Raw genomic sequence first — 14577 nt, forward strand, 5'->3', positions numbered from 1 at the left:
AACAAAGGGCGCCGAAGCGCCCATTGTGGTTTACGCCTGAGCAGTTTGCATCAGGTGCGCCATTTCATCTTTCACCGACTGAACCTGCGGCCCAATCACTACTTGCAGATTATGCTGGTTGAGTTGCACGACACCAATGGCGCGCAGATTTTTCAATGCAGCACTGTCCACCAAAGCCATATCTTTCACCGACATACGCAGACGAGTGATGCAGTTATCGAGTGAGACAATATTATCCGCGCCGCCGAGGGCTGCCAACATCGCTGGGACATTGTAGCCAGATTTACCGACCTGACCGGCGATGGCTTTTTCAGCGCTGGTGGTGGTGTCAATATCGCGACCTGGTGTTTTGATATTGAAGCGCGTAATGGCGAAGCGGAAGATGGCGTAGTACGCCGCAAACCAGATAGCTGCAACCACTGGCACCATATACCATTTTGTTGCCAGACCGTGCAGGATACCAAACACCACAAAGTCGATAACGTTGCCATCGGTATTGCCGATTGTCACGCCAAGAACAGCCATGATGGTAAAGCCAAGGCCGGTCAATAACGCGTGGATAACATACAGAACCGGAGCCACGAACAAGAACAGGAACTCAAGCGGTTCAGTGGTGCCGCCAATCACACAAGCGATCACACCAGAAATCAGCAGGCCTTTAATTTTATGACGGTTTTCTGGGCGAGCACAGTGATACATCGCCAGTGCCGCACCCGGCAAACCCCCGAGGAACGCAGGCATTTTACCCTGAGACAGGAAGCGGGTCGCACTTTCGGAGAAGCCATGAACACTCGGGCAACTCAACTGCGCCTGGAAGATGGTCAATGCGCCGCTGACGCTATGACCACAAACATCCATCGTGCCGCCTGCATCCGTAAAGCGAATCAGCGCAACAAGGATGTGGTGTAAGCCAAATGGCAGCAATAAACGCTCGCCGGTACCGAAGATCATCGGGCCAAACATGCCTGCGCTGTTGATCATATTGCCCAGTGCGTTGATCCCGGCTGCAAAAACAGGCCAAATCAACGGGATAACCAGACCTACCAGCCCCATAACGACGGTAGTAATAATTGGCACAAAGCGCGTACCGCCGAAGAACGCTAAAGCATCTGGCAGGCGCACATTGTGGAAACGTTCGTGAAGCAGGAAAACGATGATCCCGACAATGACCGCACCCAAAATACCGGTATCAATAGACTGAATACCCAGGATATTTTGAATGTTGTTCGCTTTCAGGATAGCAGCGTCAGTGGTTGGCAGAATACCTTTGGCGGTTAGCCAGAAGTTCACCGCCAGGTTCATTACCGCATAACCGACAAAACCGGCAAACGCAGCAACACCTTTGTTTTCACGCGCAAGGCCGAGTGGGATGGCGATACAGAACATGATCGGCAGGAAACTAAAAGCAAACGAACCGACTTTGCCCATCCAGGTGAAAATCAGTTGTAAAACGGGATTACCTAAAGCCGGAAGTAATGTAACAACATCGTGACTGCTTAGTGAACTGCCGATACCGAGCATGATGCCGCAGAATGACAACAATGCCACTGGCAACATAAACGTTTTGCCAAGGTTTTGAAAAAACTCCCAAAGCGTAATTTTTTGTGGTGTATTAGCCGCCATAACGACTCCTTTAACCCTGGTTAATAAATGAGTAGTGGTACAAAACGAGATGGATGATAAAACGTTTTACCAAGCTTTATTGCGTGTTAGTTCACAGATCCAAAGCGCAGTACAGTGCCTAATATGCTCATACGGGTTAAACGTTTTATCACCCAATTTGCTTCATGGAGGATTCGTCTGACTAATGACGATTCAAGAAAAGAAAATAACCATTCACGAAGTCGCTGAAGCCGCAGGGGTTTCTGTCACGACAGTTTCGCTGGTGCTTAGCGGCAAAGGTCGCATCTCTCCGGCGACCGGGTTACGCGTGAATGAAGCCATCGAAAAATTAGGATTCGTGCGCAATAGACAAGCTGTTTCATTGCGTGGAGGCCAAAGCGGCGTGATTGGTTTGATCGTGCGCGATCTTTGTAACCCTTTCTATGCGGAACTGACGGCAGGCCTGACGGATGAATTGGAGAAGCAGGGCAAACTGTTGTTTCTGACGCAAAGCGGCGCGCAAGGGCAGCATATGCAGCGTTGCTTTGACATGCTGGTGGCGCAGGGCGTGGACGGGATTATTGTGGCAGGCGCGGCAGGACAGGGGGCAGATATGCGCGCCATTGCCGAACAAAAGAACCTGCCGCTGGTGTTTGCCTCCCGCGCCAGTTATCTCGACGAAGCCGATATCATCAGGCCTGATAACATGCAGGCCGCGCAGCTGGTGACCGAGCATTTAATCAAACGCGGGCACCAGAGGATTGCGTGGCTGGGTGGCGACGGATCGTCATTAACTCGTGCTGAACGCGTCGGCGGCTACTGCGCCACATTGCTGCAATACGGTTTACCATTCCACAGCGAGTGGATTATTGAATGCGAACCGAGCCAGAAAAAGGCAGCAGACGCCATTACCACATTGTTGCAGCATAACCCGACCATTACCGCCGTGCTTTGCCACAACAGTATTGTGGCGATGGGCGCATGGTTCGGTTTACTGCGAGCGGGGCGGCAAAGCGGCGAGGGAAGTATCGACAGTTACTACGACAGGCACGTGGCGCTGGCAGCTTTCGCGGAAGTGATGGACGACGAACTGGATGATTTGCCCTTAACCTGGGTGTCAACACCGGCCCGAGAAATCGGCCGCAGCGCGGGGCAGAGGATTGTCAAACGAGTGCAAAACGATAACGAAGAGGCTCGGAGCCAAATTATGCCCGCGAGATTAGTGATACGTAAAAACTAAATTGAGATCCCAGATGTAAATACCCTGCGGCATTGCTGCCGCAGGGTATGCATTTATGGCGTAACGATATTGAACCAGAACTCAAACTTGTCCATATAGCCCAACATCTCATCGAGCTTCGCACCATTACCGGTGACTTTAACCTCGCCTTTATCTTCAGCCTGCTTCAGGGTTTCTTCTTTCAGGATGATTTTATTCAGCGTGTCACGGTTCAGAGCAATCGTGGCATCAGCATCTTTCGCTTCGGCATTAGGCGTGTGGTTTAGCACGCCGTTTTCCAGCTCCAGCTTGTACTTACCGCCGTCGCTACCCAGGTCGATATTAAATACCGCTTTGGCATTACCCGCTTTTTCACCGTTGATATGTACCGCCAGGAAATCGAAGAACATTTCAGGCGTCATCGCACGAACGGTATCCGGGCTTGCAGTATTCGGCGTCGGGCCTTTAACCACACCATTGCGCAGCTCCTGAGCACCGGTCAGGTAGAAGTTACGCCATGGGCCAGACTCCGCCTGATAACCCAGTTGTTCCAGTGCGTCCGCTTCCAGGTTACGCGCATTCTGGTTATTTGGATCGGCAAACACCACTTTACTCACCACCTGAGCAACCCAACGGTAGTTACCCTGGTCAAAGTCGGTTTTCGCTTTCTGAAGAATCGCATCGGCACCGCCCATGTACTCAACAAATTTCTTAGCCGCTTCTTCCGGCGGTAATTCATCAAGCGTTGCCGGGTTGCCATCGTACCAGCCGAGATACAGCACATAGGTCGCTTTTACGTCATGGCTGATGGAGCCGTAATAGCCGCGGTTAGCCCAGGTCTTCGCCAGGCTGTCTGGCAGTTTGAAGTTGGCAGCAATTTCATCGCGTGTCAGGCCTTCGTTAGCCATGCGCAGGGTCTGGTCGTTGATATAACGATACAGGTCACGCTGGCTTTTCAGCAGGCCAACCACGTTTTCGTTACCCCATGTCGGCCAGTGGTGCTGAGCCATAATGATTTCGGCTTTGTCACCCCAACGCACAATGGCTTCGTTGATGTATTTCGACCATGGTAGCGGTTCACGAATTTTCGCGCCGCGCAGGGAGTAAGTATTGTGCAGAGTGTGAGTCACATCCTCTGCGGCTTCGATGAGTTTCTTCTCTTCGATATACCACAGCATTTCAGACGGGGCTTCTGAACCCGGTGCCAGCATGAAGTCATACGTCAGACCATCAATGACTTCCTTCTGACCATCTTTCTCGATGATGTTCGTTGGGGCAATCAGCGTCACGGTACCCGCTGAGGTGGTGGTGCCCAGACCCGCGCCGACCTGGCCGGTGGCTTCAGGTTTCAGGAGGTTGCCATACATATAGCTGGCACGGCGGCTCATGACATTGCCCGCCATAATGTTTTCCGCGACCGCTGCTTCCATGAAGCCTGCTGGCGCATAAACTTTTACCTTCCCGGATTTCACATCTGCTTCATCTACCACACCACGCACGCCGCCATAATGGTCAACGTGGCTATGGGTATAAATGATGGCGACGACAGGTTTATTGCCGCGATTTTTGAAGTACAAATCCATGCCGACTTTTGCTGTTTCTGCTGAAACCAGCGGGTCAACGACGGTAATCCCTTCTTTACCCTCAATGATGGTCATGTTGGATAAATCGAGGTTACGGATCTGGTAAACGCCCTCAGTCACTTCAAACAGACCGCTGATGTTGATCAACTGAGACTGTCGCCAGAGGCTCGGGTTTACGGTGTCAGGGGACTTTTCCCCTTCTTTGATAAATGCATACTGTTGTGGGTTCCAGATAACATTTCCCTGCTCGCCTTTAATCACCTCCTGAGGTAAAGCGGCGATAAAGCCTTTGTGAGCATTCGTGAAATCGGTGTTATCGGAAAAAGGAAGCTGGTTATAAAGTGCATCGTTAGCCTGCTTTGTTGACGCTGTGGCACCTTTGGGTGCTTCCTGCGCGAACAAAGGTGTCAGTGCAGTGGAGGAAAGCAACCCTGCCAGTGCAAGACTTTTGACGATCAACGTAAGTCTCATTTGTACCCCTCATGTTAAAACCTTCTAACTACTCAGCTTCTTCGAGTAATCACATCTGGAAATTATTTGGTCGCTTAAGTGATAAGAATCACTGCTAAGCATTTTCGTTTTATAAATATAACCAAAGAGTTACATTTCGCCACTTAAGAATACAAATAATTTATGTTTGTGCTACTGAGGGGGATTCTGTTTAAAAAGATTTTCAAAAATGCACCATCAACGGAAACAAAAGCGCGTTACCGCCAGTGCCAGAATGTGAATCGAAGGATGCGATAAACGAAAAAGCCTCCCGTGGGAGGCTTTAGACTGCGGGCAAAACAAATAATTACTGCTGGGGAACCGCTGGAACAGCCGGAACGACCGGTGTTTCCAGTTCAGGTGCTGGAGCTGCTTCTGGTTCGCCAGGGGCCGCCATACCAAACATGCCTAACAGTTCGCCAAGCGGCATTTTCTGGCCGTTCAGTGTGACCTGACCGTTTGAGTATTGCAGGCTGGAAACGACTTTGTTGTCTTCCATGGTGGTCACGCGGAACATTTGTCCCATCGCCGCCAGGCCTTTGATTTGCTGATCGGCAAGTTTTGCGGCTTCAGCAGGCTGGTAACCTTCAAGCTGCGCGACCTGAGTCATCAATTCAGTTGCCATATCCACTGGAATAACCAGTTTGCTGTCGAGTGATTTTACGACGCGATCAAGCTGCTGTTCTGGAGTAGTTGGCTCGCCAGTCGCCTGCGCCGGATCTTTCAGGAACACGGAAAGATTAAAGCTGCTTTCGCCTTTCGCATTTTTCCAGCTTAACGGCGCAACGGTAATGACCGGGTCACCTTTTAACAGCATCGGCAAGTTTGCAGCAAATAGCTCAACAATACGCTGCTGATAAGCTTCTGGATTCTGCGCAAGATTCGGATCGGCCAGCAGTTTTTGCGATTCAGCGTTATATTTCTGGCTGAACTCATGCACCGCTGCACCGTCGAGATTACCGATTTTGATCGTTAACTTGCCGCTACCAATATCTTTATTCTGTACTTTCAGCGAGTTCAGGGTGTAATCAATTTGCCCGGAAAGATGTTTTTTATCTTCCTGAAGCTCAGATTTAGCATTGATATTCAAACCTTCGAACACAGCCATTTCTTTGCCTTCAACAGTCACCGCCAGCTTTTCAATAGAGGCTTTTTGGCTGCCGATGCGTTCGACAAATTCGCTGCGCGAGCTTTCACCGTCGGTTTTGATGCCGTTAAACGTCATCTGCACGTGCTGACCGTATTCATTAACGGTATTCACCAGCCCGCTTTGCGCTTCACCGCTGACGGCAATTTTGTCACCCTGACCATCAACATCGGCCTTGAACTGACCGCCGCTGAACGCCACTTTCTCTTCGCCTTTTTCGTAATTCAATGGCAGTAAATCGATATCGGAAGAGGTGTCGCCGTTGTAGCCAATACGCGTTTGTGCATCAATAAAGGACTGACCTTTAGCGATATCAAACAAAGGCTTAGTGGTTGGGTTATTCACAAGCGTGGTGTGAACTGATGCCATAGACGGGATCAGATTGAATTTTTTCAGTTGAGCGAACGGGAATGGACCGTGATCGATTGTTTCGTTGAAGACGATACTTTGATCAGGTTTCAGAATGGTGCTTGTCTGCCCGGCGGTCGGTTTCACGACCAACTGCATGGAACTATGGAACAGGCCACGATGATAATCCTGGTAGCTCAGCGTCAAACCAGCTTCCGGCGAGGCTTTGTTCAATTCGGCGTTAGCGTTACTAACCATTTCAGCCATGCGGCCTTCGAGCTGCTTACCGGTGTACCAGGCTGTGCCCGTCCACACCACACCCAGAGCCACAATAACACCTACAGCAACCAGTGATTTTTTCATTCTGTCGTAGTCCATATTAAGTGCACCTGCCGGGAGTCCTCCAGCAGGCGAAAGAAATACCTTTTACCCGGCATCGTGTAGATGCTTGGGTAGAGGCATTTAAGAAACTCATCTTAAAGCTTAGCAATCTTGCTTCAAAAGATCAGTAAGTTGCTTATAACTCAGATTTTGGAATAAACCCGCGCGACACGACCCACACCACTGATTGAAACCGGAGATTCCTGTGCAGAAATAAAGGCCGATTCGCCAGGTTTAAGTACCAGTTGCTGCCCGTCTTTGCTCAACACCGCTTCACCTTCAGTACAGAACACAATAGCGGCGCTCGGCTGCGCAAGATTTGTCTGCTGGGTACTCAGGTCGTGTAAAGAGAAAGCAAAGTCATCAACCGGAATAGGGAAGTCGAGTTCGCCCGCATGTTTCTCAGGCTGAGTCAGTAACTCAGCGGCTGGTTTTGGTTCGAACTTAACGTTGGCGACCAGCTCCGGAATATCGATATATTTTGGCGTTAAACCTGCACGAAGGACGTTATCGGAATTCGCCATGACTTCGAGAGCGACGCCTTTGAGATAGGCATGTGGGGTTTCAGCGAACAGGAACATCGCTTCACCTGGCTGTAATTTCACCACATTGAGCAACAATGGCGAGAACAAACCGCTGTCGTCCGGGTAGAACTCGGAAATGACGCGAATGGTTTCCCACGGTTCGCCTTGCTGATTATTCAGTGCGGCTTTCAACACGCCGAGTGCGAGTGATTTCTCTTCACCTTTCATGTTCAACAGGCTGGCAAAAAGCTGCGACAGGCATTCAGCATTCGGCTCTTGCAAGAAATGAGCAATCGCCGGGTGCGCGCCGGAAACTGGCTGTAACAGAGAGACGATATCGGAGAACTCGCGGAATGCGTTCATAGCGAGGAAGGGCGTTAGCGCAAACACCAGCTCTGGCTTATGGTTTGGATCTTTATAATTGCGCTCGGCGGCATCCAGTGGAATGCCCGCGGCATTTTCTTTGGCAAAGCCTAATTCAGATGCCTTTTTGTTAGGATGAACCTGAATGGAAAGCGGTTGATCGGCACACAGCACTTTGAAGAGAAAAGGTAACTCACCAAAACGCTCTGCAACGGCCTTGCCTAAAAGTGTCGGCTTATCAGCGTCAATCACATCACGTAGCGATTGCACCTGGCCGTTGTTAAGAATTTTTGAGCTGCTTTTTGGATGTGCGCCCATCCATAGTTCTGCCATTGGCAGATTTTCAGGATTTTCCACACCATAAAGTTCTGTTAACGCAGTTTTACTTCCCCAGGCATAGTTTTGCACTGAGTTAATGAGTTTTTGCATCAGTAAGCCCTATAGTAATCTAAACAAAGTTACTGCTATTAAACCAATTATCCGCAGTGAAGTAACCAGGGGATTAAAAAGTCGGTTTAGTCTCAGTTTTTGTTAAAAAATTGTGTAGCATGTTAGGCCCGTTATCTTTCAAGCTACAGCGGGGTTGGCTCAGGCTTGAAATATAAAGGGTATAAAAGATAATAATTAACGTAGTAAGTGAGAGAACAATGCCGAATAAAGACTTTCATTATCAAGAACCGTTCCCGTTAAAAAAAGACGAAACCGAATACTACCTGCTCAGCAGCGATTATGTTTCCGTATCAGAGTTTGAAGGGCAGGAAGTCCTGAAAGTTGACCCTAAAGCCCTCACGTTACTCACCCAACACGCCTTCCACGATGCCTCTTTTATGCTGCGCCCGGCGCATCAGCAGCAGGTGGCTGATATCCTCAATGATCCCGAAGCCAGCGAAAACGATAAGTATGTCGCGCTCCAGTTCCTGCGTAACTCCGAAATCGCGGCAAAGGGCATTTTGCCAACCTGCCAGGATACCGGCACAGCCATCATCATGGGTAAAAAAGGCCAACGCGTCTGGACCGGGGGTGGTGATGAGGAAGCGTTGTCTCGTGGCGTTTACAACACCTTTATTGAAGATAACCTGCGCTACTCGCAAAATGCGGCGCTGGATATGTACAAAGAGGTGAATACAGGCACTAACTTGCCTGCGCAAATCGACCTCTACAGCGTAGATGGCGCTGAATATAAATTCCTCTGCATCGCCAAAGGTGGCGGTTCAGCGAACAAAACTTATCTCTACCAGGAAACGAAGGCGCTGCTGAGTCCGGGTCGCCTGAAAGAATACCTGGTGGAGAAAATGCGTAGCCTCGGTACGGCTGCTTGCCCGCCGTATCATGTGGCGTTTGTGATTGGTGGAACCTCTGCCGAAGCAACGCTAAAAACCGTGAAACTCGCGTCGACTAAATATTACGACGGCCTGCCAACAGAAGGTAACGAGCATGGCCAGGCGTTCCGTGACGTTCAGTTGGAAGAAGAGTTGCTGAAAGAAGCGCAAAACCTCGGTCTGGGTGCGCAGTTTGGCGGTAAATATTTTGCTCACGATATTCGTGTTGTGCGCCTGCCACGCCACGGCGCGTCTTGCCCGGTAGGCATGGGCGTATCGTGCTCTGCGGACCGGAACATCAAAGCCAAGATCAACCGCGACGGTATCTGGATCGAGAAACTTGAGCACAATCCTGGCAAATTTATTCCGCAGGAATTACGCCAGGCGGGTGAGGGTGAGGCGATCAAAGTCGATCTCAACCGCCCGATGAGTGAGATCCTCAAACAGTTGTCGCAATACCCGGTTTCAACTCGACTTTCCCTGAGCGGGACAATTATTGTGGCGCGTGACATCGCCCACGCTAAACTCAAAGAGCGCATCGACAACGGCGAAGGTTTGCCGCAATACATTAAAGATCACCCGGTTTATTACGCAGGCCCGGCTAAAACGCCAGAGGGTTATGCATCGGGTTCTTTAGGGCCGACCACCGCCGGACGTATGGATTCCTATGTGGATTTACTCCAGTCTAACGGCGGAAGCATGGTGATGCTGGCAAAAGGCAACCGAAGCCAGCAAGTGACCGACGCCTGTCATAAACACGGCGGGTTCTATCTTGGCAGTATCGGCGGCCCGGCGGCTGTACTGGCGCAACAAAGTATTAAGAGCCTGGATTGTGTCGAATACGCAGAGTTAGGAATGGAAGCCATCTGGAAAATCGAAGTCGAAGATTTCCCAGCCTTTATTCTGGTCGATGACAAGGGCAACGACTTCTTCCAGAAAATACACGCCTCCCAATGTACGCGATGCGTGAAGTAAGACACTCAAGCCGCCCATAAGGGCGGTTTTTTTTACCCCAAATTCTTTGGGGATGCTCAAATCTAAGGAGAATGAAATGGTAGCCGTTCGTAGTGAAAAAGACTCAATGGGCCCAATTGACGTCCCGGCAGATAAACTGTGGGGCGCGCAAACTCAGCGCTCCCTTGAGCACTTCCGCATTTCCACGGAGAAAATGCCCACCGCGCTGATTCACGCGCTGGCGCTCACCAAACGCGCAGCGGCGAAGGTGAATATGGATCTGGGTTTGCTGGTTTCCGGTAGCGGCAAGGCGATTATGGATGCGGCAGACGAAGTGCTGGCCGGTAAACATCCGGATGAATTCCCGCTGGCAATCTGGCAGACCGGTTCCGGTACCCAGAGCAATATGAACATGAACGAAGTGCTGGCAAACCGGGCGAGTGAAATCCTCGGCGGGGTGCGCGGCATGGAACGTAAAGTCCACCCGAATGACGACGTGAATAAGAGCCAAAGTTCGAACGACGTCTTTCCAACGGCGATGCACGTTGCGGCGGTGATTGCGGTGCGTGAACAACTGATCCCGCAATTAAACGTGCTGAAAGAGACGTTGCAGGGTAAAGCAGAGGCTTTCAAAGACATCGTAAAAATTGGCCGCACCCACTTGCAAGATGCCACGCCGTTAACTCTCGGGCAGGAGATTTCAGGCTGGGTCGCGATGCTTGAACACAGCCTCAAACATGTTGAAAACAGTTTGCCGCATGTTGCCGAACTCGCCTTGGGTGGTACGGCGGTGGGGACAGGGCTGAATACGCACCCGGAATACGCTGTACGTGTAGCAAAAGAGCTGGCTGAAATTACTGGCCAGTCGTTTGTGACGGCCCCCAATAAATTTGAAGCGCTGGCGACGTGCGATGCCCTGGTTCACTCTCACGGTGCATTAAAAGGGCTGGCCGCGTCACTGATGAAAATTGCCAACGATGTGCGTTGGCTATCTTCCGGGCCACGCTGCGGGATTGGCGAAATTGCCATTCCTGAGAACGAGCCGGGGAGTTCGATTATGCCAGGTAAGGTCAATCCGACGCAGTGCGAAGCCATGACCATGCTGTGCTGCCAGGTGATGGGCAACGATGTGGCGGTCAATATGGGCGGCGCATCGGGCAATTTTGAGCTTAACGTCTATCGCCCGATGGTGATTCATAACTTCCTGCAATCGGTGCGTTTATTGGCTGACGGAATGGAAAGTTTCAATGAGCATTGTGCGGTGGGTATCGAGCCGAACCGTGACCGCATCACACAATTGCTTAATGAGTCGCTGATGCTGGTGACGGCACTCAATACGCATATTGGTTACGATAGAGCCGCGGAAATTGCCAAGAAAGCCCACAAAGAAGGGCTGACATTGAAAGCCTCGGCACTCAAACTCGGTTATCTCACCGAGGATGAGTTTGATGCGTGGGTACGCCCTGAAGAAATGGTCGGCAGTATGAAGCAGTAAGTTTCACCGCGTCTGCGTTTATGTCTCGCAATACAAGTGCAGACGCGGGATCACCAACTGTAGCGGCTGTGCATCCGGCTTATAACGATGGCGAATATTATCCGCATCGTAATTCAGCAATTCCCCCGTCTCTGGCGGCATTTCGCCATTATCCCGGTTACACAACACGATTAAAGGCGATGGGCATGCGTGCTGCACCTGCTTTTTGCGCTCCTGATACCAGGCGCGTGCGACGGGCTGTACTTTCACCGGGCGCTTAATCTTCAGGCGCACGTTATCCGAAAGACGGGTGATTGAATTTAACTCGCGGGTGATTTGCTCTGCCCATTGTTCGCGGGTGTAGGGCGGCACCGAACGATTCGCCTTCAGGCTCTTTTCCAGAATGTCGATAACTTCTCGGCGGGTGTAATTCTTGATGATTTGTTTATTCGCCCAGCCAAAATTCAGCGTGTCAGGGTTGTCGAGTAACGTAATCGTGCGATAAGCGTTGAGCGTAATCAGCCCTGGAAGCTGGCGGTGAACCCATTCAAAGCGTTGCACGCTGGGCAATCCCGACTCCACGCTGATAATGTTTTCCAGCTCTTGTTTTAATTGATTAATCCGCCCAACCAGCCTCTGAGTCTCGCTGCGTTCTGTTTCGTCTACCTGATAACAAAGAGCTCCCGGCAGGCGAGTCGCTGCTTTGCTGCTGGTTTTTTCCGACTGTTGCTGAATAAATAAACGAGTGAAATGGGTGAGGGTCGCCTGATGCGCCGCTTTACCGAGCAGTTGCGTTACCTCGATTTTAGTCACCGAATCGTGCTCTTTACCTTTATCAACAGCGGGTAACTGAAAGACGCGGCCAACCAATAAACGATAACTATCAAGCTGTTCCTGCAACTGGTGCAGGTCGTGTTCAAGCTCGCGAAAAGTACCGTTCAATCGATCAATCAAATCATACTTTGCCATTTCACCCTCCATTAGTTACAACATACTAAAGATTTATAACACAGGGAGACGAACCTAACCACTTGCGCCGTTTTTGGTCAGGCAGGTGAGAATGTGTTTTCTAGCGGCGAGGTGTGATGGATGCCAGTGGCAAAGGGGATTCAGTTTTTATCGGCCAGCTAAAGCGGAAGCGAGCGCCCCCCAGCGAACCGCTATCGACGACCACGGAGCCTTCCATCGCTGTCGCAACAGAATGAACAATCGCCAGGCCCAGCCCACAACCACCCGTGGCACGGTCACGACTTGGGTCCAGACGCACAAACGGCTCAAATACCCGTTCCCGTTCCTCAGCTGGAATGCCGGGGCCGTCATCTTCCACCTGCAAAATCGCGGTATCAGCATCCAGCCACAGGCTCACGCGAAGCCGTTTTTTGCTATAGCGCAGGGCGTTATTGATCAGGTTATCGGTGACGCGTTCCATCAGGCGCAGATCAATCAGGCCAAAATTGCCAGAGGCGGGCGTATCAAGCTGAATATCGAGATGCGGATGAATAATTCTGACATCGGCGATGTGTTCATCAAGCCAACGCGGAACATTCACGTGCGCCAGTTGCAGCTCGGTTTGCGGACGATCCAGTCGGGCGTAGGTGAGTAACTCTTCAATTAATGCTTCCAGTTGACCAATGTCGCGATTGAGCGCCAGCAGTTCGGTTTCGGTCAGGTTGTCACTCATCTCAAGGCGGTAACGTAAACGCACCAGAGGTGTACGAAGCTCGTGGGCAATGCCGTCAATCAGCAGCTTCTTACTGGCGATTTGCGCGTTGATGCTGTCAGCCATCTGGTTAAACGCAACGCCTAAACGTTCAAAACTTGAAGCACTGTCGAAATGGATGCGTTCATCAAGATGGCCTGTACCTAATCTTTGCGCGGCGGTTTCCAGTTTAAGCATGTCCTTCCAGTGCGGACGCATCCAGATAAACACCGGGAAGGCCAGAGAGAACGCAATAAACGCCATCAGCGCAACATCCAGCAACCGCATTTGATGCAGGAAAAACAGATACGGTATCGGCCCGACCGCCAGAACATAATGGCTGCGGGGAATGCGCTGAATAAAAGTGTATTCATCGTCGAGGGCGACGATTTCCCCGGCACGCAGATGATGCATGGTCATTTCATCGAGTTTGAATTTATCAATCGGCTCAATATTAAGCTTAAAGGACAAATTCAGATCGAGATCTTTAATCGTGCGGTTCCAGTCCCGTGGCGGGATCTCGCGTAATTCGCTGCGCATCAAATACAGCGAGCTTTTCATTAAATCATCGAGTGACTGGCGACCCGCGCGTTCGGCGGTAAATTTATAGACCAGGCCAACCAGCATGGTCATTACCAGGAAGCAGACGAACAGCAGAAGATAAAACTGAATAAACAGCTTTTTCATCAGGCTTCACTTTCCCAGGCGTGGGGTGCGAAAAGATAACCTTTGTTACGCACAGTTTTGATACGGAAGGGTTCGGTGGCGCTGTCGTAGAGTTTTTTTCTCAGGCGCGAAATGGCGACATCGACGCTGCGATCCAGACCATCATATGTCACGCCACGCAGGTTTTTAAGTAACGCGTCGCGGTCCATAATTTGCCCCGCATGAGTGGCTAATTCCCACAACAAGTCAAAATCCGCAGTGGAAAGGGTAATGTTTTCAGCACCGAGCGTGACCTGACGATTCACCGGGTCAATACATAGCGTCCCAAAACGCATGGCTTTGTGGGGTTTGAGTGCGCCAGGATTGCTTTCAACGGTATGTTGCGCTGAAACGCGCTGGCGCAAATGCAGACGTAAGCGCGCCAGCAAAACAGCAGGCGGAGTGGTTTTAAGAATATAATCGTTAGCCCCCATCTCCAGCGATAAAATATGGTTCATATCGCTGTCCAAAGAGGTGAGAAGAACAATCGGGCCATCCCATTGCGGACGCAGATCGCGGCACAACGTCATGCCATCTTTGCCGGGTAACATGACATCCAGCAACACAAGGTCAGGGCGTTGTTGTTGAATCGTCTCTTCGGCGCGGTCGCCACGGCTTTCAACAATCACATCAATGTCATGTTTGCCGAGATAAGCGGCAATCAACGCTCCTACTTCTGGATCGTCTTCTACGTATACGATTTTATTCATAGCCCGGCACTTCAGATCAAAAGGGAAACATACACTGCTAAATGTTTTTACACCATAAAT

At 50.7% G+C, this 14577-nt stretch carries 10 protein-coding genes; 3 read left to right on the plus strand and 7 right to left on the minus strand.

Annotation, left to right across the window (positions count from 1 at the left end; all coding sequences use genetic code 11):
- Positions 1-30: 30 nt before the first annotated feature.
- Positions 31-1623: a maltose/glucose-specific PTS transporter subunit IIBC gene (malX, locus tag GBAG_RS08585; RefSeq protein WP_034495036.1), complete on the minus strand. Its 1593-nt coding sequence runs from the start codon at positions 1621-1623 to the stop codon at positions 31-33.
- A gap of 184 nt (positions 1624-1807) precedes the next feature.
- Here malX and GBAG_RS08590 point away from each other — a divergent pair, with 184 nt between their 5' ends.
- A complete protein-coding gene (locus GBAG_RS08590; protein WP_034495038.1) occupies positions 1808-2842 on the plus strand; it encodes a Mal regulon transcriptional regulator MalI in 1035 nt (344 codons plus the stop codon).
- 53 nt (positions 2843-2895) lie between these two features.
- Here GBAG_RS08590 and GBAG_RS08595 read toward each other — a convergent pair whose 3' ends face one another.
- The 3 genes from GBAG_RS08595 to manA form a co-directional block, all read right to left on the minus strand.
- Positions 2896-4875 carry an alkyl/aryl-sulfatase gene (locus tag GBAG_RS08595; RefSeq protein WP_034495040.1) on the minus strand — a complete coding sequence of 660 codons (1980 nt, stop codon included), beginning with the start codon at positions 4873-4875 and terminating at the stop codon, positions 2896-2898.
- A 325-nt stretch (positions 4876-5200) separates the two neighbouring features.
- Positions 5201-6751 (minus strand): YdgA family protein, encoded by a 1551-nt coding sequence (locus GBAG_RS08600; RefSeq protein WP_034495103.1) that lies wholly within the window; start codon positions 6749-6751, stop codon positions 5201-5203.
- A gap of 161 nt (positions 6752-6912) precedes the next feature.
- A complete protein-coding gene (gene manA / locus GBAG_RS08605) occupies positions 6913-8085 on the minus strand; it encodes a mannose-6-phosphate isomerase (RefSeq protein ID WP_034495042.1) in 1173 nt (390 codons plus the stop codon).
- A 218-nt stretch (positions 8086-8303) separates the two neighbouring features.
- On the opposite strand from manA, the gene fumA reads away from it, so the two are divergent.
- On the plus strand, positions 8304-9950 hold the full coding sequence (gene fumA / locus GBAG_RS08610; RefSeq protein WP_034495044.1) for a class I fumarate hydratase FumA: 1647 nt from the start codon (positions 8304-8306) through the stop codon (positions 9948-9950).
- Positions 9951-10026: 76 nt separating this feature from the next.
- Entirely contained in the window at positions 10027-11424 is a 1398-nt protein-coding gene (fumC, locus tag GBAG_RS08615) for a class II fumarate hydratase (RefSeq protein WP_034495045.1), read from the plus strand.
- 18 nt (positions 11425-11442) lie between these two features.
- Here the strand turns inward: fumC and tus are convergent, their stop codons facing one another.
- The 3 genes from tus to rstA form a co-directional block, all read right to left on the minus strand.
- Positions 11443-12372: a DNA replication terminus site-binding protein gene (gene tus, locus GBAG_RS08620; RefSeq protein WP_034495047.1), complete on the minus strand. Its 930-nt coding sequence runs from the start codon at positions 12370-12372 to the stop codon at positions 11443-11445.
- A gap of 100 nt (positions 12373-12472) precedes the next feature.
- Positions 12473-13789, minus strand: coding sequence for a two-component system sensor histidine kinase RstB (rstB, locus tag GBAG_RS08625; protein ID WP_034495049.1), 1317 nt, complete (start codon positions 13787-13789; stop codon positions 12473-12475).
- A complete protein-coding gene (gene rstA, locus GBAG_RS22695) occupies positions 13789-14517 on the minus strand; it encodes a two-component system response regulator RstA (protein WP_034495050.1) in 729 nt (242 codons plus the stop codon). Before rstA ends, rstB begins: the two co-directional genes overlap by 1 nt.
- Positions 14518-14577 lie beyond the last annotated feature (60 nt).

Source organism: Buttiauxella agrestis ATCC 33320 (assembly GCF_000735355.1).
Lineage (GTDB): Bacteria > Pseudomonadota > Gammaproteobacteria > Enterobacterales > Enterobacteriaceae > Buttiauxella > Buttiauxella agrestis.